We start from the raw sequence: 26,387 nt of genomic DNA, 5'->3' as shown, positions 1-26,387 counted from the left end.
CGATGGCGCGGTTTTCATGGTCGGGCCTTGAGAGTGGGAAAAGAAGAAATTATTCAGGGCGATAGCCAAACACGCCGCCCTTGGCAGTCACGACCACGACCGTGTTGCCGGCCAGGACCGGCGCAACGGTGATGGCGGAGCCATCGGGCGTGACGCGATTGAGCAACGCGCCGTCTTCGCGCGAAACGAAATGCAGGGACCCGGTGTCCTCGCCGAGGATCAGCGAGCGGCCCACCGCGAGCGGCGAGGTCAGCACACGGTTCTTGAAACGGGTCGACTGCCAGGCGCGTTCGCCGTCGCCGCGGCGCCAGGCCGTGACGCTGCCGTCGGATTCGGTGCCGTAGACAAAGCCTTCGTCGCCGGTGACACCATCCGCGCCCGAGGCCGGCTTGCTCCAGACCAGCGCACCGCGCTGTGTCTCGACACAGCCGACGCTGGCGTAATAGGCCCGCGCGCAAACACCATCGCCGAAGCGGCTCACGCTGCCGGTCAGATCAACCAGGCGCTCCACGTCGTTCGTGCCGCGCGGTGCTGCGATGGGCGACTCCCAGCGCGACGTGCCGTTGGCCGGATTGATGCCGACCAGCCGGCCGCCGATGCCCGCGACCAGGGTGTCGCCCACGGCGATCAGCACGCCGGACTTGCGCAGCACCAGGTTTTCACCGGGGCGCTGCTGCAGCCAGAGGCGGCGGCCGCTCTGGCCGTCCCAGGCGCTGATGCTGCGGTCGGCCGTCTGCACGAACACGCGGCGGCCTGCGACCAGCGGTGCGGTGAAGGCCTGGGCCGACAGCTTCTGCTTCCACAGGACCTTGCCGCCTTCGATGGCAACAAGTTCGTTGTTGGTGGTGACCACTGCGGCCATCGTGCCGTCGCTGCCGACGCCTGCCGCCAGCGTGGCGCCCGCATTGGCGCGCCAGGTTTCACGGCCGGCGCGGGCGTCGATGGCCACGATGGTGCCGTCGTTGCCGGCCACGGTCACGATGTCGCCGCTGACGTCGGTGGTGAGCGGGAAGCTCACTTCCGGAATCTTCACGCTCCAGGCCTGGCGCACGCCGAGCAAGGCGGGATTGGCGGGCAGCTCGGCCGGCTTCGGCTTGCTGGTGCCGGAACAGGCGGCCAACAGCGCTACCAGAACAAGAGCGGAACCTGCGCGCAAGGCGCCCGATTCAGGCATGAGACGCTTGAAATTCATGATGCGATCAGGAGTTTTTGGGGGCTGCGGGTGTGACAGTGATGGTGGGCGCCAGGCTCTTCGGGTCGACACCGACCGCGTTCAGCTTGATCTCGACCAGGCGGCGGTAGTCGGAGGTCGCGCCCAGGCCCGTCCAGGCCTTGCGGTATTCCTGCTGCGCCTCGTCGCGCTTGCCCTGTGCCATGTAGATGTCGCCCTTGCGGTCGGCCACCAGCGGCTCGAAATCCTTGGGCACCTTGCCGTCGAGTTGCTTGAGGGCCTCGTCGTACGACTTGCCGTCGAGCAGTTCGGCCGCGAGCCGCAGCTTCGCGATGGCCTGGTAGCCCGGGTCGATGGCGCTCTGCGCCACCCAGCCCAGCGCGGCACGCGATTCCTCGACCTTGCCTTTTTCGTACAGCGTCTTGGCGGCCAGCAGGCCCGCCTGCTGCGCATAGGCGGTGCCGGCGAAGCGTTCCTTCATGTCGCCCAGCACACGCTGGATGCGCTCGACGTCGCCGGACTGCGTGCTGCGCTCGACCTCGTCGTAAAGGGCTGCAGCCTGGGCAGCCTTGCTGCGCTGGAAGTACTGCCAGCCGTTCCAAGCCACGAAGGCGCCGGCGACGAGCAGCACGACCCAGGTGATCAGGGTGCCGTAGGTATTCCAGAAATGCTTGAGCTGGTCGAGCTGTTCCTGTTCTTCGAGATCGAGATGGGTTGCCATGCGCTGTCAGTGGTTGGAAGGACTCGAAAGCCGCGGTGCGCCGGGTTGCACGCCCTGCGTCTCCATGAGGCTTAAAGATTCAGGAATGGTCCGATGATTCCCCGGGAGCCGGCAATTGTAGGGTGGCGGCCCAGGCGGTCACATCCGCAAGCGAGCGAGCCACTTGCGCACCACTGCCGTCGCGCAGGGATTTCACCGTGACTTCGCCGCGGGCAAGCTCGTCCTCGCCGAAGACCAGCGCAAAGCGTGCTCCGCTCGCATCGGCCTTCTTGAACTGCGCCTTCATATTGCCCCCGCCCGCGTGCTGCACGACGGACACACCGGCCGCGCGCAGTTGCTCCAGCACCACCATCGCCTGCGGCAGTGCTACAGCCGAAGGCACGATGGCGTAAGCCGCGGGCGCAGTGCCTGGCACCGGCAGGCCGAGTTCCTGGATCAACAGCAGCAGGCGCTCGATGCCGAGGCCGAAGCCCACCGCCGGCGCGGGCTTGCCGCCCATCTGGCCGATGAGGCCGTCGTAGCGCCCTCCTCCGCAGACCGTGCCTTGAGATCCGAGCTGGTCGGTGACCCATTCGAACACGGTCAGGTTGTAGTAGTCCATGCCACGCACCAAGCGAGGGTTGACGCGGTAGGCAAGGCCGGCAGCATCGAGAACCGCGCGCACCGCATCGAAGTGCGCGCGCGATTCTTCGCCGAGAAAATCCATCAGTTGAGGCGCAGCCTCGACCATCGCCTGCATGGCGGGGTTCTTCGTGTCGAGGATGCGCAGCGGATTGCTGTGCAGACGGCGCTGTGCATCGGCATCGAGCAGCCCGGCATGCGCCTCGAAGTGGCAAATCAGCGCCTCGCGGTGGGCCTGGCGCTCAGCCGGCTGGCCGAGACTGTTGATCTCGAGCCGCACGTGCTGGCCCTCGAGGAGGCCGAGTTCGCGCCACAGCGCACGCACCATGAGGATCAGCTCGGCGTCCACGTCCGGCCCGGCGAAGCCCAGCGCCTCAACGTCGAGTTGGTGGAACTGGCGGTAGCGGCCCTTCTGCGGGCGCTCGTGCCGGAACATCGGGCCCATCGTCCATAGGCGCAGCGGGCCGTTGTAGAGCGCGTTGTGCTCGACCATGGCCCGCACGATGCCGGCGGTGGCCTCGGGGCGCAGCGTCAACTTGTCACCGTTCATCGAGTCGGTGAAGGAGTACATCTCCTTCTCGACGATGTCGGTCACCTCGCCCAGCCCGCGCACGAAGAGTGCGGTCGGCTCGACCACCGGGGTCAGCATGTACTGGTAGCCGTAGCGGGCCAGCAGTCCGCGAACCGTCTGCTCGAACCACGACCACAGGGCCGAATCGGGCAAGCGGTCGGTGCGCGGCACGCTCGCCGGCAATATGTCGTTCATGCCTTTGACGGCATTGATCTTGTCAGCCATGGGAGAAAGTGGTCAGGCGACGTCGGCAGCCTGGGGCTGGCCGAAGCGCTTTTCGATGTAGGTTTCGACGAGCTGGTGGAACTCGTTGGCGATATTGTCGCCGCGCAGCGTGAGGGCCTTTTCGCCGTCGATGAAGACCGGCGCAGCGGGCGCCTCGCCGGTGCCGGGCAGGCTGATGCCGATGTCGGCGTGCTTGCTCTCGCCGGGGCCGTTGACGATGCAGCCCATGACGGCCACCTTCATCGTCTCGACGCCCGGGTATTTCTTGCGCCAGACCGGCATCTGCAGACGCAGGTAGTCGTCGATCTGCTTGGCCAGCTCCTGGAAGGTCGTGCTTGTTGTGCGCCCGCAGCCCGGGCAGGCCGTGACGCTCGGCACGAACACGCGCAGGCCCAGGGCCTGGAGGATTTCATTGGCGATCAGCACTTCCTGCGTTCGCGATTCGCCCGGCTGCGGCGTGAGCGACACGCGAATCGTGTCGCCGATGCCCTCCTGCAGCAGGATCGACAGCGCCGTGGCCGACGCCACCGTGCCCTTGGTGCCCATGCCGGCTTCGGTCAGGCCCAGGTGCAGCGGGTTGTCGCAGCGCTTGGCGAGCTCGCGGTAGACCGAAATCAGGTCCTGTACGCCACTCACCTTGCACGACAGGATGACCTGGTTGCCGGCCATGCCCATCGATTCGGCAAGCTTCGCGGATTCGATGGCCGAGGTGATCAGCGCCTCGTACATCACCTGCTTGGCGTCCCAGGGCTCGGCGCGCTGGCTGTTCGTGTCCATGAGGCTGGCGAGCAGCTCCTGGTCGAGACTGCCCCAGTTCACGCCGATGCGCACCGGCTTGTTCCAGCGCATCGCGGCGTCGATCATCTGGCCGAACTGCTTGTCCTTCTTGTCGCCCTTGCCCACGTTGCCGGGGTTGATGCGGTACTTGCTCAGCGCCTCGGCGCAGGCCGGATAGTCGGTAAGGAGGCGGTGGCCGTTGTAATGGAAGTCGCCGATCAGGGGCACGTCGATGCCCATGCGATCGAGCTGCTCGCGGATGTAGGGCACCTGCGCCGCGGCTTCGGGCGTGTTGACCGTGATGCGGACCATCTCGGAGCCCGCGATGGCGAGTTCCTTGACCTGGATGGCCGTGCCGATGGCGTCGACCGTGTCGGTGTTGGTCATCGACTGCACGCGCACCGGCGCGTCGCCGCCCACCGTGACGACACGCGGGCCCCAGGCCACGCTGGCCTGGCGCGAGCGGCGCGCCTTGGGCGCTGCCGATTCGATGGGCTGGGGAGTGCAGGCTACGAGATTGGTCACGATGTCACCTCGAAACGCGCCACGCCGCCGCCGCGCGTGACAGGCTTCAGATCGTAGGCCTTTCCGCGCACCTGCACATCGACGGCCGAGGCGCGGCCCACCACCACCGAGAGCGGCAGCGTGCCCGACAGCCCGACGGTTTCGCCGGCCTGCAGGCTGCGGCGCAGCAGTTGCTTGCCGCCGGCTTCGGTCACGGTGATCCAGCACTCTTCGCGAGCCACGAAAACCAGTTGCTGGCTGCTGTTTGCGGCGGCAACAGGAGATGCCGCGGCGGGCGCGACGGCTGCAGGAGCTGCAGCTGCAGGGGCATTTGCAGCCACCGCAGACGCTTCACCCGCCGGTCCGGTGGGCGCGACGGCCTGCACGGGAACATTTTCGGCAACAACGCCCGGCGTGCCCGAAGCCGACCCGGCCGCAGGCGCGTCGCCCGTCGGGGCCGCGTCGGACGCGCTGCGTGACGTGAGGCGCGACACCGAAGCGCCGATCTGATCGAAGACCGACTGCGGCAGCCAGAACAGCGCGCCTGCGCCGATCAGCAGAAGCACGACCACCGTCAGCAGCGGTCGCGAAGGCAGCACGCTGGAGCGCCCGCCGTTCCAGCGTGGCGTGCCGGAGACGATGTTGGTCTTGAGGGTCCGGTCGGCCACCGCCAGACCCGCCTGTTTGGTGTTCGGCAGCTTGGCGAGCACCGGCGCCGGATCGATGCGCAAGGCCCGGCAGACGCTGCTGGCCAGGGCGCGCGCGAAGACCGGGTCGGGCAGTGAATCGATGTCGTCTGCTTCCAGCGCCGCGAGCTTCTGCGGCGGCACCTTGAGGGCGGCCGCCACCATTTCGATGTGCAGTCCGTGCGCCTCGCGCGCCTCGCGCAGCAGGTCGCCGGCTGTCTTGTGCGTGATGTCGCCTTCCTCGAGCGGCAATGCCGCGGAAGTGCCGAACTCCGAAACCCGTTCAGTCATTGAAATTCCCGCGCTCGTACGCTGATGCCTCCCGCGATTGGGGGAAGCGGCGTTGCAGTTGGCCTCCCAACTGCGCGATGGCCTCGCGGTTGTTGAGCTTCCGTTCGATCTTGATGCCGAGCCAGAGCGTCTCGGCGCTGGCCGAGGGGCTGTTGTTGACGCGGCGGATGTAGAACTGCGCACGCTGCCACTCCTCGCGCTGCGCCAGCACCGAGGCCAGGTTGAAGCCGACCACCGGATTGCCGGCATCGATTTCATAGGCCTGCAACAGGCTGCGCTCGGCCTGCGGGCGCAGCCCGGCCTTGAGTTCGCAAACGCCCTGCGTCATGAGCGTCTTGGCGCGGTCGTTGTAGCTGGGCACGGCCAGCGCTTCGGTGAACTGCTGCGCGGCATCGCCAAAGCGGTTCTGCTGACACAGCAACCAGCCGTAGTTGTGGCGGATGTTGGGATCGCGCGGAGCGATCGCGATCGCGCGGCGGAAGCTGTCTTCGGCCAGGCCGGCATCTTCCAGGCGCATGTAGACGAGGCCGCGCAGGTTGTAGGCGTCCGCGTAGTTGGGGTCGGCCACCAGCGCCTGCTTGATTTCGTCGAGCGCAACGGTGGTCTGGCCATGCTCGAAGTAGCCCGAAGCCAGTTCCATGCGCAGGCGCGCGCGGCGTTGGCGGTTGGTCTCGTCGGACTCCGTGACCATCTCGGCGCCCTTGCCCGAGCTGGTGTCGGCCAGGCTGGTGGTGGTGGTCCGCGTGTTGACGCAGCCCGCGAGCAGAAACGCCACGGCGACACCGGCAAGGCTTGCAGCCAGCAGGCGCTGCGTGCTCGCGGTGGTCATCGGAAAGGCCTGGCTCATCGCTTCAATGCTCCTGGGGGACGGTGGGGGTCTTGCGCATCGGATGCAAGACAACGGGGCGTTCCGTCGCACGGCGCTGGGCCATGCGTTCGGCGGCGCGGGTGCGGTCCTTGACGTCGCCGGCGAGCTGCCCGCAGGCGGCGTCGATGTCGTCGCCGCGCGTCTTGCGCACGGTGGTCACGAGGCCCGCCTCGCTCAGCGTGCGGGCGAATGCCAGCACGCGCGGCTGCGGCGAGCGCAGCAGGCCCGAGGCCGGAAACGGGTTGAACGGAATCAGGTTGAACTTGCACGAGACATCGTGCTTGCGCACGAGCTCGATCAGTTGGCGCGCGTGCTCGGGCTGGTCGTTCACGCCATCGAGCATGCAGTACTCGAAGGTGATGAAGTCGCGCGGCGCATGTTCGAGATAGCGCTTGCAGGCTTCGAGCAGTTCGGCAATCGGGTACTTGCGATTGAGCGGCACGAGGTCGTCGCGCAGCGCATCGTTGGGCGCGTGCAGCGAAACAGCCATGGCCACCGCGCAGTCGGTGCCCAGGCGGTCGATCATCGGCACGACGCCGGAGGTCGACACGGTGACACGGCGGCGCGACAGCCCGTAGGCGTTGTCGTCGAGCATGGTGCGCAAGGCGGGCACCAGCGCGGTGTAGTTCTGCAGCGGCTCGCCCATGCCCATCATCACCACGTTGGAGATGACGCGGTCGTCGCGCTTGAGGTGCTTGCGCAGGAAATGTTCGGCAAACCACAGCTGAGCGGTGATTTCGCCCGTGCTGAGATTGCGGCTGAAGCCCTGATGCCCGGTCGAGCAAAAGCGGCAACCGACCGCACAGCCGGCCTGGGACGACACGCACAGGGTGCCGCGGTCGTCCTCGGGAATGAATACGGCTTCGACGGCATCGCCGCCGCCGACGTCGAACAGCCACTTGATCGTGCCGTCCTTGGATTCGTGCTGCGTGAGGACCGGCAGGGCCTCAACGCGCGCGGTGGTCGCGAGTTTCTCGCGCAGCGACTTGGCCAGATCGGTCATCTGGGTGAAGTCGCTGGCGCCACGCTGGTGGATCCAGCGGAACAGCTGCGTGGCGCGGAAACGCTTCTCGCCGAGTTTTTCGCAGAACGCAGCCAAACCCTCGAGATCGAAGTCGAGCAGGTTGGCCGTGGTCATGGAATCAGTCGGCAGACAGCTTCAGCGTGCGTAGACGTTGAGGCCGGCGAAGAAGAACGAGACTTCGTTCGCTGCGGTTTCAGCGGCGTCCGAACCGTGCACGGCGTTGGCGTCGATGCTGTCGGCGAAGTCGGCGCGGATGGTGCCGGCGGCTGCCTTCTTGGGGTCGGTGGCGCCCATCAGGTCACGGTTCTTGGCGATGGCGTTTTCGCCTTCGAGCACTTGCACGAACACGGGGCCCGAGATCATGAACTCGACCAGGTCCTTGAAGAAGGGACGCTCCTTGTGGACCGAGTAGAACTGTTCGGCTTCGTTGCGCGACAGATGCACCAGCTTGGCGGCGACGATCTTGAGGCCGGCAGCTTCGAAGCGGGAGACGATCTTGCCGATGACGTTCTTGGCGACGGCGTCGGGCTTGATGATGGAGAGGGTACGTTCGATAGCCATTGAAATGCTTCCTGCAGCTTTGATTTTGAAGTGTTTTGTCACAACTGCAACGAATTTGTTTCGTCACGAGTCGACAAAGCCTCTGATTTTAACCGGCGCAGCCCTCAGGGTTGGTGAAAACCCCGCGAAAGCCGCGCCGTGACGGCTGGCTTTCAGCGTCCGCGGCGGCGCGAGCCGGCCGGGCCGCCGTAACCGCCGCCACCCGGGGCGCCACCGCCACCGCTGCGGCGCCCCTGCCCTCCGCGCTGCTCCTTGCGCTGGCGCGAGAAGCTGTCGGCACCGATGTAGCCCAGCGAAGTCTTCATCGGATCGGGCTGGTTGGCACCGCTCGGCTGGCGATCATCACCTTGCTGGCGATTGCCGCCGCCCTGCCCCTGGCGGTTGTTGCCGCCGGCATTGCCGCGGCGCTGCTGCGGCGGGCCGCCGTTGCCGCCGCCGCGGTTGGCACGGCCACCGCGATCGCCGCGCGGCGGCCGACCGTCGCCCAGCGGATTCGGAATGGGCGCCTCGCGCCCGTCATCGCGCATTTCGCGGGGCTGCTGACCCTGCCCCTGACCACCGCCATTGCGGTTGCCACGGCGCTTCTTGTTGCGCCCATTGCGACCGCCACCCTCGGGGCCACCTGGGCCGCGTTGCTGAGGTGCCGCGGGGCGCGCAGCCGCACCGCCGGAGGCCTGGAACAGCGCGCGGATGTCGCGCTCGTCGAGCTCCATCCAGGCGCCGCGCTTCAGGCCGCGCGGCAGCACCATCGCGCCGTAGCGGATGCGGATCAGCCGGCTGACCGCATGGCCCACCGACTCGAACAGCCGGCGCACTTCGCGGTTGCGGCCTTCGGAAATCGTGACGCGGTACCAGCAGTTAGAACCTTCGCCGCCGCCCTCTTCGATGGTGCCGAACTGGGCCATGCCGTCCTCGAGGCGCACGCCGTCGAGCAGCTTCTGCTTCTCTTCGCTGCTGAGGGCGCCCAGGACGCGCACCGCGTATTCGCGCTCCAGGCCAAAGCGCGGATGCATCAGTTGATTGGCGAGGTCACCGGAGCTGCTGAACAGCAGCAGGCCTTCGGTGTTCAGGTCGAGCCGGCCGACCGACTGCCACTTGCCTTGTTGCAGGCGCGGGAGCTTGCGGAACACGGTGGGCCGGTTCTGCGGATCGTCATGCGTGACCACTTCGCCGACGGGCTTGTGGTACGCGATCACGCGCGGCGGCGGCGGTGCGATGCGGTAGCGGATCGGCTTGCCGTTGATCTTGACCTGGTCGCCGTACTGGATGCGCTGGCCGATGTGCGCCGGCTCATTGTTGACCGAGATCCGCCCCTGCAGGATCAGCGATTCCATCTCGAGCCGCGAACCCAGGCCGGCCTGGGCCAGCACCTTGTGCAGCTTGGGCGAATCGGCCTCGGGCAGCAGCACGCGCTTGAGCGGCGGCACCTCGGGGCTTTCCTCGTCGGCGTCGAACTGGCCGGAGATGACGTCCGCGAAGCGGATCGGCTCGGGCGGCAGCGCGTTGCGCTGCTCGCGCTCGGCGGCACGGCGGGCGCGGTCGAGGTCGTCTTCTTCCTCGTCGGGCTCTTCGTCCTCGTCCTCGTCATCACCCTGGTCGCTCTGGTCACCGCGGGAAGCTTCCTCTGTCGGGCGCTCCTGGTGAACGGTCGCTACCGGAGCGGCTTCCTCTGACTCGGCAACGACAACAGGCGACTCGACCGCAGGCGCTGCAGGAGCCGCCTCCTCGACCGCCGGAGATGCCTCGGCCTCATCGGCGGCGGCCTCGACCACCTTCTTCTTGCGCGGACGCCGCTTCTTGGGCGCCTCGCCATCCGCAGGCGCGGCGGAATCGATCCCAGCATCCGCAGCCTGTTCGGGCGCTTGCGCCTCTTTCTTCTCGGATTCAGGCGCGATCGGCAGGATTCCCGCGTCGTCGGTGTCAGATGGGCTCATGAGGTTTTTCCGGAGAAACTGCGTGGGGATCGACCTCGTCCTGGGACGCGGCATCGGGGTCGGAATCGGTGACGGGGGTGGGTTCGGCTTCGGCGGGAGACGCGGCTTCGTCGGGTGCGGGAAGCGGTGCTTCGTCCGCTTCGGCGGACACGGCGTCTTCAGCCACCTGCGCAGCGGCGGCTTCCAGCACTTCGGGAGCGGCTTCGACGGAGTCGCCGGCTGGGATCGGCGCTTCTTCCGGCATCGCCTCCGCATCGCCATCGGCGGATGCATCGGCATCCGACTCGGGGATGGCGTCCATGGGCAGGCCCGGCTGGTTGCCGGAGGCCTGCTCGAGCGCATCGACCAGCGCGGCCTGCTGCGCGGGCGTTTCGATCAGCGGCAACTGGTCGAGCGAGGCAAGACCGAGATCATCGAGAAACTGGCGCGTGGTTGCATACAGCGCGGGCCGGCCGACGGTTTCGCGGTGGCCGATCACCTCGACCCAGCCGCGGTCTTCGAGCTGTTTCAGGATCAGCGAGTTGATCGTGACGCCCCGGATGTCTTCCATGTCGCCGCGCGTGGCCGGCTGGCGGTAGGCAATGATGGCCAGCGTCTCGAGCGCGGCGCGCGTGTAGCGCGGCGGCTTCTCGGGGTGCAGGCGATCGAGGTGGTCGCGCATCTCGGGCCGGCTCTGAAAGCGCCAGCCGCTGCCGACGCTCACCAGCTCCAGGCCGCGTTGCGCCCAGTCTTCCTGCAGTTCAAGCAACAGCACCTTGATGGTGTCCACACCCAACTCGTCGTCGAACAGCACGCGCAGATCGCGCACCGGCAACGGCTGGCTCGAACAGATCAAGGCGGTTTCGAGAATGCGCTTGGCATCCGCCGTATTCATGGTTCGCGTTATCCGGGAAAAAGGCGCCTCGGGGGCGCTTGTTCAGAAGGATGAAAGAAGGAGGCGTTGCCGGCACGCGGCGAGTGCAACGCAGGGCCGGCTTCGGGGGGCCGGCGCGGCCCTTGGGCCGTCAGGCGCGATTGTAGTCCAGCCCCCAGGACTGCAAAGCCTGAGCGATGTCGGATGGCGGCGGCGAACGGAACTCGAGCGCGGCTTGCGTGACGGGGTGCACGAAGGCCAGCCGGAACGCGTGGAGCGCCTGGCGCGCCAGTCCGACGGCCGGGGCGCCGCCGTACAGCGCATCGCCGACCAGCGGATGGCCGATCGACGCCATGTGCACACGGATCTGGTGGGTACGGCCGGTTTCGAGCGTGCAACGCACCACGCAGCCTTCCGAATGGCTGTCGAGGCGCTCTATCAACGTACGGGCCGTCTTGCCCGAGTTGCGCTCCAGGTCGACCACGGCCATGCGCAGGCGGTTGCGCGGATCGCGCCCGATCGGGGCATCGACCTGGCGGGCGGCGGCACCGATCCACGGCTTTTGTCCGATCGCCAGGTACTGCCGTTTGACCTCGCGCGCGGCAATCAACGCCACCATCGCATCCATCGCGGCGCGGGTGCGCGCGACGACCATCAGACCGCTGGTATCGCGGTCGAGCCGGTGCACGATGCCTGCGCGGGGCAGCAGCACGGCCTTCGGGTCGAGCGCCAGCAACCCGTTCAGCAGCGTGCCGCTCCAGTGGCCGGGGGCCGGATGGACGACCAGGCCGGCCGGCTTGTCGACGATGCGCAGGTGCTCGTCCTCGAACACGGTGACCAGGTCCATCGGCTCCGGCCGGAAGGCCTGGCTCTGCGGCGTGGGGCGCAGTTCGATGTGCCCCGCCTGCCCCGCGCGCACGGTGGCCGAAGCCTTGGTGAGCGTGCGGCCCTGGAACTCGACGGCGCCGGCCTCGATCAACTGCTGCAGGTAACTTCTGGAAAACTCGGGCACCAGGGCGGTCAGCGCTCGGTCGAGCCGTTGGCCGTGCAGCACCTCGCTGACCACAAAGGGGCGCAACTCGCTTGCATCGACCGGATCGGCGCCCTCTTCGAGCTCCATGGTTTCCGGGGGATCGGCCAAAGGGTCGGTCGATATAATTGAAGGCAACTGTTTCACGAAAGCCGTATGTGATGTTTCGCGCCAAATTATCGGTCCCCGCCTGGATCGCGCTCAGCGCGGCGGCTCTGCTCGCTACCGGCTGCTCCACCACCAAGGAAGACAAGACCGCTTCCTGGAGCCCCAACCGCATTTACTCGGAAGCCAAGGAAGAGTCCAGTTCGGGCGCCTACGACAAGGCCGTGCCGCTGTACGAGAAGCTCGAAGGCCGCGCCGCCGGCACCCCGCTCGCGCAGCAGGCGCAGTTGGAAAAGGCCTACGCCCAGTACAAGGGCGGCGAAAAGGCCAATGCCATCGCCACCATCGACCGCTTCATGAAGCTGCACCCGGCCAGCCCGGCGCTCGACTACGCGCTTTACCTCAAGGGCGTGATCAATTTCAACGACGACCTGGGCATGTTCGCGTTCCTGACGCGCCAGGACCTGTCCGAGCGCGACCAGAAGGCCGCCAAGGAATCGTTCGAGTCGTTCCGCGACCTCGTCACGCGCTTCCCCGATTCGCGTTACGCCCCCGACGCGCGCCAGCGCATGAACTACATCGTGAACTCGCTCGCGCAGTACGAGGTTCACGTGGCGCGCTACTACTACACACGCGGCGCCTACCTGGCGGCGATCAACCGGGCGCAGATCGCGCTGGCCGACTACCGCGAAGTGCCGGCGCTCGAAGAAGCCCTGTACATCATGGTGAAGTCGTACGACGCCCTCGGCATGAAGGACCTGCGCGACGATGCCCAGCGCGTGCTGACCACCAACTATCCGCAGAGCACCTACCTGGCGAACGGCTTCAAGGGCAACAACGACCCCTGGTGGAAGGTCTGGTAACCAGCGCTGGCTAGTACGGATTCTTGAGGGCGCCGATGGCGCTCTCGAAGTCCGCTTCGCTCTCCAGCCGCCGCATCGGCGGCAGCGCCGCCAGCAAGCGGCGGCCATAGCCCATCGCCACCAGCCGCGTGTCGCAGATCGCCAGCACGCCGCTGTCGGTCTCGCGGCGAATCAAGCGCCCCGCCCCCTGCTTGAGCGCCACGGCCGCCTCAGGCAACGAATAGTCGCTGAACGAACTGCGCCCTTGCGCTTCCAGGCGCTGTGAACGGGCTTCGACCAGCGGATCGTTGGGCGGCGGGAACGGCAGCTTGTCGATCACCACCAGTTGCAGCGCATCGCCGGGCGCATCGAAGCCCTCCCAGAACGACGCCGACGCCACCAGCACGCAACCGGCGCGGCCCTCGTTCGCGCCTTCACGGAATCGCTCCATCAGCACGCGCTTGGGCAACTCGCCCTGGACCAGCACCTCGGGCCGCACCGCCGCATCGAGCAGCTCGAAGTGCTGCTTCATCGCATCGCCGATGGTGCGCAATGCGCGCAGCGTGGTCGTCAGCACCAGCGTACGCCCGCCGAGCTCTGCTGCGCCGCGTGCGGCCAGTTGCGCAACCTTCGCGCTGTGCGAGGCATCGTTCGGTTTCGGAAAAACGCGCGGTACGTAGAGCGCAGCCTGCGATGCGTAGTCGAACGGGCTCTGCACGCGCAGCACCTCGGCATCGCCCAGCCCGCACGGTTCGGTGAACCAGCGCAGGGTTGGCTCATCGCCCAGCGTGGCGGAGGTGAACACCCAGGCGCGGCGGTCGTGTTCCCGCTCCTGTGCCGCAGGGCGCTCGCCGTACGCGTCGGTGTCACTGTCATCGCTGTCGTCCGGTTCGCTGATCTTGAGCACGCGCTTGCGCATCGCCTCGGCAATGTCGAGCGGCGATTCGACCAGCCGCAGTTGCGAGCCCACATCCACCCAGCGCACCGAATCGACCGCGCATGGCAACGCGAAACGTGCAGCCCGCTTGGCGAGCTGCTGCGCCCGCTCGTGCAGCCGCACGAAGTCGGGAGAAATTTCACTGACGGTATCGAGCCCTTCGGCCGCGAGTTCGAACGAATGCTGCAGATCTTCGAGCGCCTTCTGCCAGGCACTCGAATCGACGCCCTCTGGCGACTCGCCCAGCCAGCGCAGCTTGGCACCGGGCCATTGCTTGCCGACCACGAGCCGCAGCTCGCGCGCGGCTCGCTCGACCGCTGCCACCAGTTGCTGCCAATCGACCAGCCCGCGCGCATGCTGCAGGCCGGCGCCCAGCATGTCGCGCGCGAAATCGAGCGCCTGGCCGCTGCCGAGCTGCGCGCCGAGAAACTGCACGCCGGTCTCGTTGAGCTGGTGCGCTTCGTCGAACACCACCACGCTCACGGTCGGCAGCAGTTCGGCCATGCCGGTCTCGCGCACCGCGAGATCGGCAAAGAACAGGTGGTGGTTGATGACCACGATGTCCGCCGCCAGCGCCTCGCGCCGCGCCAAGTTGACGTGACAGGGCTTGAACTGCGGGCACTGCGCGCCCAGGCAGTTCTCGCGTGTGGACGTGATCAGCGGAATCAGCGGCGAGCGCTCGTCGAGCCCCGGCAGTTCGGCCAGGTCGCCGGTGCGCGTGGCCTTGGACCATTGCTCGATCTTGGCGAGCGTGCGCAGGCTGCCGCGCTCGGGCAAGGAGGCGTCGTGGCGCGCCGTGTCGAGCCGGTGCAGGCAGAGGTAGCTGCCACGCCCCTTCAGGAGTGCCGTGCGCACCGGCAAGCCGAAGGCTTCGACCAGCCGCGGCAGATCGCGGCCGAAAAGTTGGTCTTGCAATGTCTTGGTAGCGGTCGACAGCAACACGCGCTCGCCGCTCAACAGCGCCGGCACGAGGTACGAAAAAGTCTTGCCGACGCCGGTGCCGGCCTCGACCACCAGCACGCCGCCCTGGTCGATGGTGCGGGCCACCGCCATCGCCATGTCGGTCTGGCCCGTGCGCTCGCGAAATTGATCGGCGGCGTGCGAAAGCGCCCCGCCCTGCGCGAACGCATCGCGCACCTTGTCTTCGAGCGTGTCGCTCACGCGGGCTCTCTCGGATCGAGCATGTTCTCCACGCGCGTGATCTGGTCGCGCAGCGCGAGACGGCGCTTCTTCAGGCGCCGCAGCAAAAGCTCGTCTTGCGGCGAGGCTTCGGCGAGGCGATCGATGGTGGCGTCGAGATCGGCGTGCTCGATGCGCAGTTCGATCAGCTGGCGGGAAAGGGAGTGGAGATTGGAGTCCAACGGTGGGTGTGCGAACGCAGGGTTTGCGCGGCGCATGTTCATTCGATAATACGTCCTGATACGAATTTACGAGAAGACAGGAAGCGCGCCTTTGGCGCACATGTGCTCATGACCCAAGGCTTTCGACTTGCCGCCGCCACCGGACTCCACAAGGGAGACCGCCCCTATCAACAGGACCAGGTGTTGATGATGAGCCATCCGCGCACGCCGGGCTGTGTCCTGGGCGTCATCGCCGATGGCATGGGTGGCCGCAGCGGGGGCCGCAAGGCCTCCGACCAGGTGCTGATGACCGCGCGCCAGCTCTTCACCCGTTACCACCCCGACCGCGACGACCCCGAAGCCGTGTTGCGCCAGTTGCTCGACGACGCGCACACGGTCATCAAGCTCACCGCGATCTCGAGCGAGCAGGAGCCGCACAGCACGCTGGCGGCGTTCCTCATGAATCCCAAGGGCGACTGCGCCTGGATCCATGCGGGCGACTCCCGCATCTACCACTTCCGCGACGGGCAACTGATCAAGCGCACGCGCGACCATTCGTACGTGCAGGCGCTGGTCGATCGCGGCCAGATCAGCGAGGCCGAGGCCAACGTGCATCCCCAGGGCAACATCCTGCTCGGCTGCCTTGGCATGGCCACGACGCCACCGCCCATCGCCCCGCACTACATCCCGAAGATGCAGACGGGCGACCTGCTGATGGCGTGCAGCGACGGCCTTTGGCACTACTTCAGCCCCGCGGAGCTCGCAAGCGTGCTGTACGCGCAGCCGCCGCGCGATGCGGTCGAGATCCTGGTAGGCGAAGCGCGTCGTCGGGCCCGCGGCACGGGCGACAACATTTCGATTGCCGTGCTGAAGCTCGATCCGCTGCCGACAACGGCGACGGCCACCGCAACGGCGGCCTGATTGCCGCGCCCTCAGCGCGCCGGCGATGACGCGGGCGCCGCTGGCGGCAGCGGTGCGCCGCGCGGCTTGGAGCGGTTGGCGTTCTGGCGCTCGCGGCTCGCCTTGTGCTCTTCCGCCTTGCGCTGCTTTTCTGCAAAACGCTCCGCCTCGGCGGGCCCCTCGGCACGGCGCTGAGCGGCCTTGGCCTGCGCGTCGGCATGCGCCTTCTGCTTGTCGTCGAACTGCTTCTGGCGCTCGGCGGCTTCGCCCGCATTGGCCGCCCGGCTGGTGGCATGGTCGGCAGCGCGCTGCTCGCGGTCCTTCTGTTCCTTGGCCGACTGGTCGCGCTTTTCCTGGCTGTCCGCCGGGCGCTGTGTGGCCGCCTTCTGGTCGAGCTTCTGCTGCTCCGCCGCGCCGGCGCGCTGGCGCTGGATGTCGTTGATCGCCGTTTCCTGGCGCTTGATGCTGTCGAGCTCCTGGCGCCGCCGCCCACGGCTTTCGCGCAGGCAGTCTTCGACCGCGAACTTCTTGTAGCAGGCGGTTCGCTCCTGCACGAAGCGCGCCTCGATCGCGTCGCGCTCGGCGGACAGCCGGCTGCGCTCGGCCTCAAGGTTGGCATTGCCGGCCGCGGCGTTCGACTGCGCCCAAAGCGGCAGGCTGGCCAACGTCATCAGCAGGGCAAGGGCGATTTTTTTCATGTGAGTCGGGTATCGACGATGCGGCGTTCCAGGGAGAGGAACTCGCTCGACTGCATTTCGGTGAGCCGGGAAACCGTGCGCGGAAACTCGTGCGCCAGCGGCCCCTCGGTGTACAACGCCTCCGGCGGAACCTCGGCCGACATGATGAGCTTCACGCGACGGTCGTACAAGACGTCCACCAGCCAGGTGAAACGGCGTGCTTCCGAGGCCATGCGCACCGGCATGTGCGGCACATCGGACAGCAGCACCGTGTGGAACTGGCTCGCGATTTCCAGATAGTCGTTCTGCGAACGCGGACCACCGCAGAGCGTCTTGAAGTCGAACCAGACCACGCCGCCGGCCTTGCGCCGCGCGCGGATCTCGCGCGACTCGATGTGCAGCACCGGGTTTTCGTCGGCCGTCTCGGCCAGCTTGTCGAAGGCCTTGCGCATTTCCTTCTCGGCCGAGGCATCGTTCGGCGTGAGGTACATGCGCAACTGCTCGAGCGTGCGGCGGCGATAGTCGGTGCCGTTGTCCACGCTCAGCACTTCGAGCTTCTCGTTGAGCAGCGCGATCGCGGGCAGGATGCGGTCGCGGTGCAGCCCGCCGGGATACAGGTCGTCGGGCTTGAAATTGGAGGTGGTGACGAAACCCACGCCGTTCTCGAACAGCGATACCAGCAGCCGATGAAGAATCATCGCGTCGGTGATGTCCGCCACGTGGAACTCGTCGAAGCAGATCAGCTTGTAGCGCTTGGAGATGCGCAGCCCCAGCTCGTCGAGCGGATTGACCGTGCCCTGGAGCTCCCGCAGCTCGCGGTGCACCTCGCGCATGAATTCGTGGAAGTGCAGGCGCGTCTTGCGGCGCAACGGCACCGCGTTGAAGAACAGGTCCATCAGGAAGCTCTTGCCCCGCCCGACGCCACCGTACATGTAGACGCCGCGCGGCAGCTCGGGCCGGTTGATGAACTTCTTCAGCGCATTCGAACGCTGGGCCTTGTACTCGGCCCATTCGTTCGCACAGCGATCCAGCGCCTCCACGGCGCGCAGTTGCGCGGGATCGCTGTGGAACCCGCGCACGGCGAGTTCCTTCTCGTAAGCCTCTTTGACGCTGGCCAAGGGATCAGCGCATCAGAAGTTGAGCGTGCGCTTGTCCACCGCCAGGGCGGCTTCCTTCGTGGCTTCCGACAGCGACGGGTGCGCATGGCAGATGCGCGCGATGTCTTCGGCGCTTGCCTTGAACTCCATCGCCACCACGGCTTCGGAGATCAGTTCGCTGACCTGCGGGCCCACCATGTGCACGCCCAGGATCTCGTCGGTCGCGGCATCGGCCAGGAACTTGACCATGCCGGTCGTGTCGCCCAGTGCGCGCGCGCGGCCGTTCGCCAGGAACGGGAAGGTGCCGGCCTTGTAGGCGCGGCCTTCGGCCTTGAGCTGCTGCTCGGTCTGGCCGACCCACGCGATTTCGGGGTGCGTGTAGATCACCCACGGAATCGTGTTGAAGTTGACGTGACCATGCTGGCCGGCAATGCGCTCGGCCACGGCAACGCCCTCTTCCTCGGCCTTGTGCGCCAGCATCGGGCCGCGCACCACGTCGCCGATGGCCCACACGTTGGGCAGGTTCGTCTTGCAGTCGCCGTCCACGGTGATCGCACCGCGCTCGTCGAGCGCCAGGCCCACGGCATCGGCCGCCAGGCCGATGGTGTTGGGCACGCGGCCGATCGACACGATCAGCTTGTCGACGTCCAGCACCTGGGCTTCGCCCTTGGCGTTGGTCCAGGCGATCGAGACGCCCTTCTTGCCCGACTTGATCTCGCCGACCTTCACGCCCAGCTCGATCTTCAGGCCCTGCTTGTCGAAGGCCTTCTTGGCTTCCTTGGCAATCTGCTCGTCCACCGCGCCCAGGAACGTGGGCAGCGCTTCGAGCACCGTCACTTCCGAGCCGAGGCGGCGCCACACCGAGCCCATTTCCAGGCCGATGACGCCCGAGCCGATCAGCGCGAGCTTCTTGGGCACGGCGCCGATGCGCAGCGCGCCGTCGTTCGAGAGGATGTTTTCTTCGTCGAAGGCCGCACCCGGCAGCGCGCGGGCATTGGAGCCCGTGGCCACGATGATGTGCTTGCCGACGATGGATTCCTCGGCGGCGCCCGCCACCTTGATCTCGTAGCCGCCTTCGACAGCCTTCACGAACGAGCCGCGACCGTGGAACGACGTGATCTTGTTCTTCTTGAACAGGTAGGTGATGCCGTCGTTGTTCTGCTTCACGACCTGGTCCTTGCGGGCCAGCATCTTGGCGATGTCGAGCGAGAGGCCCGACACGTTGATGCCGTGGTCCGCAAAGCCGTGGCCGGCGTGCTCGAAGTGCTCCGACGATTGCAGCAGCGCCTTCGAGGGAATGCAGCCCACGTTCGTGCAGGTGCCGCCGAGTGCGGGACCGCCCTTGGCGTTCTTCCACTCGTCGATGCAGGCCACGTTGAAGCCGAGTTGAGCGGCACGAATGGCGGCAATGTAGCCGCCGGGGCCGCCACCGATGACGACGACGTCGAATTGTTTGGTCATTGGGTTTCCGTTTCAGTTGTCCATCGCGCAGCGTGGATCAGGTTTCCTTCGCGAACACCGCGGAACCGGCTTTGCCGGACCGCAGGTGTTGCCCCCTTTGAGGGGGTTGGCGAAGCGACACGAAGTGCGCAAAGACTGGGGGTGGATCAGATGTCGAACAGGAGGCGCGACGGATCTTCCAGCGCTTCCTTCATCGCGACCAGGCCCAGCACGGCTTCGCGGCCGTCGATGATGCGGTGGTCGTAGCTCATGGCCAGGTAGTTCATCGGGCGGATGACGATCTGGCCGTTCTCCACCACGGCGCGGTCCTTCGTGGCATGCACGCCGAGGATCGCCGACTGGGGCGGGTTGATGATCGGCGTCGAGAGCATCGAGCCGAAGGTGCCGCCGTTCGAGATGGAGAAGGTACCGCCGGTCATCTCTTCGATGCCCAGCTTGCCGTCTTGCGCCTTCTTGCCGTACTCGGCGATCTTCTTCTCGATGTCGGCAAAGCTCATCTGGTCGGCGTTGCGCAGGATCGGCACCACCAGGCCGCGCGGCGAACCGACGGCGATGCCGATGTCGAAGTAGCCGTGGTACAGGATGTCGTTGCCGTCGACCGAGGCGTTGATCACCGGGTACTTCTTGAGCGCATGCACCGCGGCCTTCACGAAGAAGGACATGAAGCCGAGCTTCACGCCGTGTTCCTTGGTGAAGCTGTCCTGGAAGCGCTTGCGCAGTTCCATGACGGGCGCCATGTTCACTTCGTTGAAGGTCGTCAGGATCGCGTTGGTCGATTGCGACTGGATCAGGCGCTCGGCGATGCGGGCGCGCAGGCGGCTCATTGGCACGCGCTGTTCCGGACGCTCGCCCAGGTCGGACGAACCGACCGGTGCGGCGACCTGTGGCAGTGCAGGCTTGGCGGCTGGTGCGGGAATGGCGGCAGCCGCGGGCTTGGCGCCCGAAGCCACGGCACCGAGCACGTCGCCCTTGGTGACGCGGCCGTCCTTGCCGGTGCCGGCGACGTCGCCGGTCTTGAGGTTGTTGTCGGCCAGCAACTTGGCGGCGGCGGGCATGGCAACGTCGGACTTCGAGCCACCGGTGGCGGCTGCAGCGGCTGCCGGAGCAGCAGCTGCAGCTGCAGGTGCAGGTGCCGGGGCGGCGGCGGGTGCTGCAGCCGGGGCAGCGGCGCTGGCCTTGCCTTCGGTGTCGATCTTGGCGATCAGCTGGTCGGCCACCACGGTGGCGCCATCGGGTTGCACGATTTCGGCGAGCACGCCGGCCGAGGGCGCAGGCACTTCCAGCACGACCTTGTCGGTCTCGATCTCGATCAGGATTTCATCGACGGCGACGGCGTCGCCGGCCTTCTTCTTCCAGGTGAGCATGGTGGCTTCGGCCACGGATTCGGAAAGCTGGGGGACTTTGACTTCTACGATAGACATTTGGAGATTGCTCCGTGTTTTTCTTGAGGGTGTTCGTGTGAAAGAGGCTTGGATTACTTGGTCAGCACGAAGCCCTTGAGCTTGCCAAATGCGCCATCGACGAGCGCCTTCTGCTGTTCCTGGTGCAGGTGCGAGTACCCGACCGCCGGCGATGCCGAAGCGGCACGGCCGGAGTAGCCCAGCTTCTGGCCGTCCTGCATGTTTTCGTGGATGTAGTGCTGCACGAAGAACCAGGCGCCCTGGTTCTGCGGTTCGTCCTGGCACCACACCACGTCCACGAGGTTCGGGTACTTCTTGATCTCGGCGGCAAAGGCCTTGTGCGGGAACGGATAGAGCTGCTCGACGCGGATGATCGCCACGTCGTCGTTGCCCTGCTCTTCGCGCTTCTTGGCCAGGTCGTAGTAGACCTTGCCCGAGCAGGCGATCAGGCGCTTGACCTTCTCGGCCTTCAGGCCCTTGCTGTCGGGAATGACGGTCTGGAAGCTGCCCTTGGTGAACTCGGACAGCGGCGAGGTCGCGTCCTTGTTCCGCAGCAGCGACTTGGGCGTCATGATGATCAGCGGCTTGCGCAGGTTGCGCACCATCTGGCGACGCAGCACGTGGAAGATCTGGCTGGCCGTGGTGGGCTGCACCACCTGCATGTTGGTGTCGGCGCTCAGCTGCATGAAGCGCTCCAGGCGTGCCGAGCTGTGCTCGGGGCCCTGGCCTTCGTAGCCGTGCGGCAGCATCATGGTCAGGCCATTGACGCGGCCCCACTTCACTTCGCCCGAGGCGATGAACTGGTCGATCACAACTTGCGCGCCGTTCACGAAGTCGCCGAACTGGGCTTCCCAGATGACGAGCGTGTTCGGGTCGTTGGAGGCATAGCCGTATTCGAACGCGAGCACGGCTTCTTCCGACAGGATCGAGTCGATCACTACGAACGGTGCCTGGTTTTCAGCCACGTTCTGCAGTGGCGTGTAGGTGCCTTCGTCGAACTTCTCGCGGTTCTGGTCGTGCAGCACGGCGTGGCGGTGCGTGAACGTGCCGCGACCCGAGTCTTCGCCCGACAGGCGCACCGGGTAGCCGCTGGCCACCAGCGAGGCGAAGGCCATGTGCTCGCCCATGCCCCAGTCGACGTTCACGTCGCCGCGGCCCATGGCGGCGCGGTCGTCCAGCACCTTCTTCACGAGCGGATGCACCGTGAAGCCGGCCGGCACCGTGGTGATCTTCTCGGCCAGGCGCTTCCACTCGGACGACGGGATGGCGGTGTCGCCGGCGTCGGTCCACTTCTTGTTGAGGTACGGACTCCAGTCGACGGCGTACTTGCTCTTGAAGTTGGTGAGCACCGGATCGACGGTGTTCTTGCCTTCGTCGAAAGCGGCGCGCTGCGCCTTGACCATGTCGTCGCCGAGCGTGTCGCCCAGGCCTTGCGCGGCCAGCTTGTCGGCGTACAGCTTGCGCGTGCCGGGGTGCTGGGCGATCTTCTTGTACATGAGCGGCTGGGTGAGCGAGGGGGTGTCCTGCTCGTTGTGGCCCAGCTTGCGGAAACAGATGATGTCCACGACCACGTCCTTCTGGAATTCCATGCGGAACTCCAGCGCGAGCTGGGTGGCGAGCACCACGGCTTCGGGGTCGTCGCCGTTCACGTGCAGCACCGGCGCATCGACCATCTTGACGATGTCGGTGCAGTACAGCGTCGAGCGGCTGTCGCGCGGGTCGCTGGTGGTGAAGCCGATCTGGTTGTTGATGACGATGTGCACCGTGCCGCCCGTGGAGTAACCACGGGTTTCGGCCAGCGCCAGCGTTTCCATCACGACGCCCTGGCCTGCGAAGGCGGCGTCGCCGTGCACGATCACGGGCAGCACCTGCTTGCCCAACGGGTCGGCGCGTCGGTCCATGCGGGCGCGCACCGAGCCTTCGACCACGGGGTTCACGATTTCAAGGTGCGAGGGGTTGAACGCGAGGCTCAGGTGCACCGGGCCGCCGGGGGTGGTCACGTCCGAGCTGAAGCCCTGGTGGTACTTCACGTCGCCGCTGGGCAGGTCTTCCGGAGCGGTGTGGTCGAACTCGGCGAACAGGTCGGCCGGCATCTTGCCGAGCGAATTGACCAGCACGTTCAGGCGGCCGCGGTGGGCCATGCCGATCACGATTTCCTGCACGCCCTTGGCGCCGGCCTGGGTGATCAGCTCGTCCATCGAGACGATGAAGCTCTCGCCGCCTTCGAGCGAGAAGCGCTTCTGCCCGACGTACTTGGTGTGCAGGAAGCGCTCAAGGCCTTCGGCGGCCGTGAGGCGGTTCAGCACATGCTTCTTCTGCTCGGCGCTCAGCTTCGGGTTGGTGCGGGCGCTTTCGAGCTTCTGCTGCCACCAGCGCTTGTGGTTCTGATCGGTGGTGTACATGTACTCGGCGCCCATCGTGCCGCAGTACGTTTCGCGCAAGGCGTTGAGCAGGTCGCGCAGCGACATGGTCTCCTTGCCGAAGAAGGTGTTGCTGGTGTTGAACACCGTCTCGAGGTCGGCATCGGTGAAGCCGTAGAACGAGGGCTCGAGTTCCGGAATGGCCGGGCGCTCGGCGCGCTTGAGGGGGTCGAGGTCGGCCCAGCGTGCGCCGACGTTGCGGTAGGCGGCGATCAGTTGCTGGACGGAGGTGCGCTTGCGGCCGAGTTCGGAGTCGGCACCGCTGGCCTGTACGACCTTGGTCGTGCCCTGCTTCGCGCGTTCGGCGAAGGCGTTGATGACCGGCAGGTGCGGGACGTCGCGGGTGTTGGTGCCGTCGGCCGCGGGAACGTTCTGCAGGGCGTCGAAGTACGAACGCCAGTTGTCGGGAACGCTGCCGGGATTGGAGAGGTAGTTTTCGTACATCTCTTCGACATAGGGCGCATTGCCGCCGAAGAGGTAGGTGTTGCCTTGATAGGCGGTGTACGCCGTGGGCGTAGAGGAATCGCTCATGATCCGCTGACCTTCGCTTCCCTGAAGGAAGCACTAGCTGGTTAAGAAACCTTCCGCGACACGGCTGAACCGATTGGCGGATGCGACTGTGGCTGGGGAAGGGCCTGAGTACCTTGGCATTGTGCCACGTCAACCATATGACGGCTCCATGGGGGTCTGCAACCCCCATTGGAGAGATGTCAGCCCTGATTGAGTAACTGTTTGATCTGCTGCAGCGCGGCCGGGTCGTCGATGGTGGTCAGGTCGCCCGGGTCGCGCTGCTCGCACACCGCCTGGATGGCGCGGCGCAGCAATTTTCCGCTGCGGGTCTTGGGCAGGCCCGAGACGAAGCGCACGCGGGCGGGCCGCGCCAGGGCGCCGAGCTGGTCGGCCACGACTTTCATGATCTCGCCCTCGAGCTTGAGGGCCGCATCGGCGTCGGTCACGGCGCGGCCGTCCTTCGGGACGACGAAGGCCATCGCCACCTGTCCCTTGAGCGCGTCGGCCACGCCGACCACCGCGACCTCGGCCACGCTGGCGTGGCCCGAGATGCTTTCCTCGATCTCGCGGGTGCCGAGCCGATGGCCCGCGACGTTGATCACGTCGTCGGTGCGGCCCAGGATGTAGAAGTAGCCGTCCGCGTCGCGGATGCCCCAGTCGAAGGTCGAATAAACCATCTTTCCGGGCACGCTCTTCCAGTAGGTGTTGACGAAGCGCGCGTCGTCCTTCCACACGGTCTGCATGAAGCCGGGCGGCGTCGGACCCTCAACCACCACCACGCCCTTTTCGTTCGGCGCCGTCAGTTCCTCGCCGGTCGATTCGTGAAGGATCTTGATGCGGTAGCCATACATCGGGATGCCCGGACTGCCGAACTTGCTGGGCTTGGCCTCGACGCCATTGGCGATGGTGATCATCGGCCAGCCCGATTCGGTCTGCCAGTAGTTGTCGATGATCGGCACGCCCAGGCCCTCGCTGATCCAGCGCGCGGTCGGCTCGTCGAGCGGCTCGCCCGCGAGGAACAGCGCGCGCAGGGTCGACAGGTCGTATTTCTTCAGCAGCGCCGGGTCCTGCTTCTTGAGCACGCGCACGGCGGTGGGCGCGCTGAACATCACCGTCACCTTGTACTTCTCGACCAGGCGCCACCAGATGCCGCCGTCGGGCTGCTGGTCGATGCCCTGGGTGGGGAGGCCCTCGTACATGATCGTCGCCATGCCGGCGATCAGCGGACCGTAGACGATGTAGCTGTGGCCCACGACCCAGCCGATGTCGCTGGTGGAGAAATACGTTTCGCCGGGCCGGCCGTCGAAGATGTGCTTCATGCTCGCGGCCAGCGCCACGGCGTAGCCGCCCACGTCGCGCTGCACGCCTTTGGGCTTGCCGGTGGTGCCGCTCGTGTAGATGGTGTAGCTGATGTCGGTCGAGGCGAGCCACGTGCAGGGCACCTGGGCATCGAGGTGTTTCTGGCGCAGTTCGCTGGCCAGGTGGTCGCGGCCGGCGGTCAGGTCCATGGGCGCGAGACCGCGGTCGGTGAGCAGCACCGCGGCCGGCTTGTACTTCGACAGGCGGATCGCCTCGTCGAGCAGCGGCTTGTATGCGATGACCTTGCCGCCGCGTGAGCCCGCATCCGCGCTCACGACGACCTTGGGCTCGGCATCCTCGATGCGCGTGGCGAGCGAGCCGCTCGCGAAGCCGCCGAATACCACGCAGTGGATCGCGCCGATGCGCGCGCAGGCCAGCATCGCGAAGGCGGCCTCGGGAATCATCGGCATATAGATCAGTACGCGATCGCCCTTCCCCACGCCGAGTTCGACCAGGCTGGCGGCGGTGCGCTGCACCTCGGCGTGCAGTTCGTGAAAGCTGTAGCTCTTCTCGACGCCGGTTTCGGTGGAAACGAAGATCAGCGCCGGCTGGTCGCCGCGCGCGGCCAGATGCCGGTCGACCGCGTTGTGGCACAGGTTGGTCGTGCCGCCCACGAACCAGCGCGCGAACGGCGGCTGGCTGGCGTCGAGGATCTGCTCTGCGGGGTTTTGCCAGTCGATCAGCTTCGCCTGCTCGGCCCAGAAGGCCTCGGGCGCGTCGACGGACTGGCGATAGAACTCTTCGTAGCGGCTCATCTGGATTTGTCTCCTGTTATTCGTCCGGTCCTGGCAGCGTCGCCAAAACTGAATTCATAATTATGGGGACCGATCTTGCAGCAAGCTGACGGCCGGAACAATCCGGCCGAGCCCTGCCCGGCAGGCCGCGGTCCGCCTATCGGACCAGCGCGAGCACTTCCGGAAATGCGGGGTGTTCCGCGGTGCGCAGCCACTCGAAAGCGACCATCTCGGTCGTCACGAGCTCGGCGCCGGCGCCGGCCAGCCGGTCGAAGGCGGCGTCGCGGTTGCGCTCGGTGCGCGAGCCGCAGGCGTCGGTAACCACCCAGACTTCGAACTCGTCTTCTAGCAGGTCGAGCGCGGTCTGCAGCAGGCAGACATGGGCTTCGCAGCCGGCGATCACGATGGTGTTGCGCTCCTCGGCCGAGGCGGCCGGCTTCTGCAGATGCTTGGGCAGGCTCCGCGCATTGCCCTGCGGCGCCTTGGCCGGCACGCGCAGCCATTCGCCCAGGCCCTCTTCCACGCCGCTGAAATGCATCTTCGGAAGGGTGCGCTGGCAGAGCGCCCGAATGTCGGCCACGTTCTCGCCCAGCTTGGAGGGGTTGTGCTCGGTGCCGAACACCGGCACCTCGAACAGCCGCGCCAGCTTGCCCAGCCGCACCGCGTTCTGCGCGACCGCTTCGCCCTCGAAGATCGCCGGCATCAGCCGCGCCTGGTAGTCGACCAGAACGAGTTGGGAGAGCGAGGCGTCGAGCAGCATGAACGGGG

General features: G+C 66.6%; 22 protein-coding genes. 2 read left to right on the top strand and 20 right to left on the bottom strand.

Features of this window, described 5'->3' with window-relative positions; genetic code table 11:
* Positions 1-49 precede the first annotated feature (49 nt).
* The 11 genes from bamB to ACSFA7_RS19690 all read right to left on the bottom strand — a co-directional run bounded on the left by bamB (position 50) and on the right by ACSFA7_RS19690 (position 11,927).
* Positions 50-1,192 carry an outer membrane protein assembly factor BamB gene (gene bamB / locus ACSFA7_RS19740; RefSeq protein WP_435500951.1) on the bottom strand — a complete coding sequence of 381 codons (1,143 nt, stop codon included), beginning with the start codon at positions 1,190-1,192 and terminating at the stop codon, positions 50-52.
* Positions 1,193-1,199: 7 nt separating this feature from the next.
* Entirely contained in the window at positions 1,200-1,892 is a 693-nt protein-coding gene (locus tag ACSFA7_RS19735) for a YfgM family protein (protein ID WP_257860420.1), read from the bottom strand.
* A 79-nt stretch (positions 1,893-1,971) separates the two neighbouring features.
* Entirely contained in the window at positions 1,972-3,309 is a 1,338-nt protein-coding gene (gene hisS, locus ACSFA7_RS19730; protein WP_435500950.1) for a histidine--tRNA ligase, read from the bottom strand.
* Positions 3,310-3,321: 12 nt separating this feature from the next.
* The gene (ispG, locus tag ACSFA7_RS19725; protein WP_435500949.1) at positions 3,322-4,611 is read right to left on the bottom strand and encodes a flavodoxin-dependent (E)-4-hydroxy-3-methylbut-2-enyl-diphosphate synthase; all 1,290 of its coding nucleotides are present in this window, start codon (positions 4,609-4,611) and stop codon (positions 3,322-3,324) included.
* Positions 4,608-5,567, bottom strand: a complete 960-nt coding sequence (locus ACSFA7_RS19720; RefSeq protein WP_435500948.1) for a helix-turn-helix domain-containing protein — start codon at positions 5,565-5,567, stop codon at positions 4,608-4,610. The genes ispG and ACSFA7_RS19720 overlap by 4 nt, the downstream gene beginning before the upstream one ends.
* Entirely contained in the window at positions 5,560-6,414 is an 855-nt protein-coding gene (pilW, locus tag ACSFA7_RS19715; RefSeq protein ID WP_435500947.1) for a type IV pilus biogenesis/stability protein PilW, read from the bottom strand. Before pilW ends, ACSFA7_RS19720 begins: the two co-directional genes overlap by 8 nt.
* 4 nt (positions 6,415-6,418) lie before the next feature.
* A complete protein-coding gene (gene rlmN / locus ACSFA7_RS19710) occupies positions 6,419-7,573 on the bottom strand; it encodes a dual-specificity RNA methyltransferase RlmN (protein ID WP_435500946.1) in 1,155 nt (384 codons plus the stop codon).
* 21 nt (positions 7,574-7,594) lie between these two features.
* Positions 7,595-8,020, bottom strand: a complete 426-nt coding sequence (gene ndk, locus ACSFA7_RS19705; RefSeq protein ID WP_093431883.1) for a nucleoside-diphosphate kinase — start codon at positions 8,018-8,020, stop codon at positions 7,595-7,597.
* Positions 8,021-8,172: 152 nt separating this feature from the next.
* On the bottom strand, positions 8,173-9,954 hold the full coding sequence (locus tag ACSFA7_RS19700; RefSeq protein ID WP_435500945.1) for a pseudouridine synthase: 1,782 nt from the start codon (positions 9,952-9,954) through the stop codon (positions 8,173-8,175).
* Complete coding sequence (gene scpB, locus ACSFA7_RS19695) at positions 9,941-10,828, bottom strand: SMC-Scp complex subunit ScpB (RefSeq protein WP_435500944.1); 888 nt, start codon at positions 10,826-10,828, stop codon at positions 9,941-9,943. The genes ACSFA7_RS19700 and scpB overlap by 14 nt, the downstream gene beginning before the upstream one ends.
* 130 nt (positions 10,829-10,958) lie before the next feature.
* Complete coding sequence (locus tag ACSFA7_RS19690; protein WP_435500943.1) at positions 10,959-11,927, bottom strand: RluA family pseudouridine synthase; 969 nt, start codon at positions 11,925-11,927, stop codon at positions 10,959-10,961.
* Between the two features lie 71 nt (positions 11,928-11,998).
* On the opposite strand from ACSFA7_RS19690, the gene ACSFA7_RS19685 reads away from it, so the two are divergent.
* On the top strand, positions 11,999-12,805 hold the full coding sequence (locus tag ACSFA7_RS19685) for an outer membrane protein assembly factor BamD (protein ID WP_435500942.1): 807 nt from the start codon (positions 11,999-12,001) through the stop codon (positions 12,803-12,805).
* A 10-nt stretch (positions 12,806-12,815) separates the two neighbouring features.
* Here the strand turns inward: ACSFA7_RS19685 and ACSFA7_RS19680 are convergent, their stop codons facing one another.
* Both ACSFA7_RS19680 and ACSFA7_RS19675 read right to left on the bottom strand, forming a co-directional pair.
* The gene (locus tag ACSFA7_RS19680) at positions 12,816-14,882 is read right to left on the bottom strand and encodes a DNA repair helicase YoaA (RefSeq protein WP_435500941.1); all 2,067 of its coding nucleotides are present in this window, start codon (positions 14,880-14,882) and stop codon (positions 12,816-12,818) included.
* Positions 14,879-15,082: a YdcH family protein gene (locus ACSFA7_RS19675; RefSeq protein ID WP_041943815.1), complete on the bottom strand. Its 204-nt coding sequence runs from the start codon at positions 15,080-15,082 to the stop codon at positions 14,879-14,881. The genes ACSFA7_RS19680 and ACSFA7_RS19675 overlap by 4 nt, the downstream gene beginning before the upstream one ends.
* A gap of 108 nt (positions 15,083-15,190) precedes the next feature.
* Here ACSFA7_RS19675 and ACSFA7_RS19670 point away from each other — a divergent pair, with 108 nt between their 5' ends.
* Entirely contained in the window at positions 15,191-15,982 is a 792-nt protein-coding gene (locus tag ACSFA7_RS19670) for a PP2C family protein-serine/threonine phosphatase (RefSeq protein ID WP_206173915.1), read from the top strand.
* An 11-nt stretch (positions 15,983-15,993) separates the two neighbouring features.
* Here ACSFA7_RS19670 and ACSFA7_RS19665 read toward each other — a convergent pair whose 3' ends face one another.
* The 7 genes from ACSFA7_RS19665 to ACSFA7_RS19635 form a co-directional block, all read right to left on the bottom strand.
* Positions 15,994-16,659: a hypothetical protein gene (locus ACSFA7_RS19665; RefSeq protein WP_435500940.1), complete on the bottom strand. Its 666-nt coding sequence runs from the start codon at positions 16,657-16,659 to the stop codon at positions 15,994-15,996.
* A complete protein-coding gene (gene zapE, locus ACSFA7_RS19660) occupies positions 16,656-17,756 on the bottom strand; it encodes a cell division protein ZapE (protein ID WP_435500939.1) in 1,101 nt (366 codons plus the stop codon). The genes ACSFA7_RS19665 and zapE overlap by 4 nt, the downstream gene beginning before the upstream one ends.
* A gap of 12 nt (positions 17,757-17,768) precedes the next feature.
* Positions 17,769-19,196, bottom strand: a complete 1,428-nt coding sequence (gene lpdA, locus ACSFA7_RS19655; protein WP_435500938.1) for a dihydrolipoyl dehydrogenase — start codon at positions 19,194-19,196, stop codon at positions 17,769-17,771.
* Between the two features lie 146 nt (positions 19,197-19,342).
* Complete coding sequence (odhB, locus tag ACSFA7_RS19650) at positions 19,343-20,617, bottom strand: 2-oxoglutarate dehydrogenase complex dihydrolipoyllysine-residue succinyltransferase (RefSeq protein WP_435500937.1); 1,275 nt, start codon at positions 20,615-20,617, stop codon at positions 19,343-19,345.
* A 53-nt stretch (positions 20,618-20,670) separates the two neighbouring features.
* Positions 20,671-23,547: a 2-oxoglutarate dehydrogenase E1 component gene (locus ACSFA7_RS19645; RefSeq protein WP_435500936.1), complete on the bottom strand. Its 2,877-nt coding sequence runs from the start codon at positions 23,545-23,547 to the stop codon at positions 20,671-20,673.
* Positions 23,548-23,726: 179 nt separating this feature from the next.
* Complete coding sequence (locus ACSFA7_RS19640) at positions 23,727-25,694, bottom strand: propionate--CoA ligase (RefSeq protein WP_435501315.1); 1,968 nt, start codon at positions 25,692-25,694, stop codon at positions 23,727-23,729.
* A gap of 82 nt (positions 25,695-25,776) precedes the next feature.
* Positions 25,777-26,379, bottom strand: coding sequence for an isochorismatase family protein (locus ACSFA7_RS19635; RefSeq protein ID WP_435500935.1), 603 nt, complete (start codon positions 26,377-26,379; stop codon positions 25,777-25,779).
* Positions 26,380-26,387 lie beyond the last annotated feature (8 nt).

This window comes from Variovorax trehalosi (assembly GCF_051216415.1).
Taxonomy (GTDB): Bacteria; Pseudomonadota; Gammaproteobacteria; order Burkholderiales; family Burkholderiaceae_C; genus Variovorax.
The sequence above is the reverse complement of the archived record's forward strand: the minus strand, read 5'-3'. Positions and strand labels throughout refer to the sequence as shown.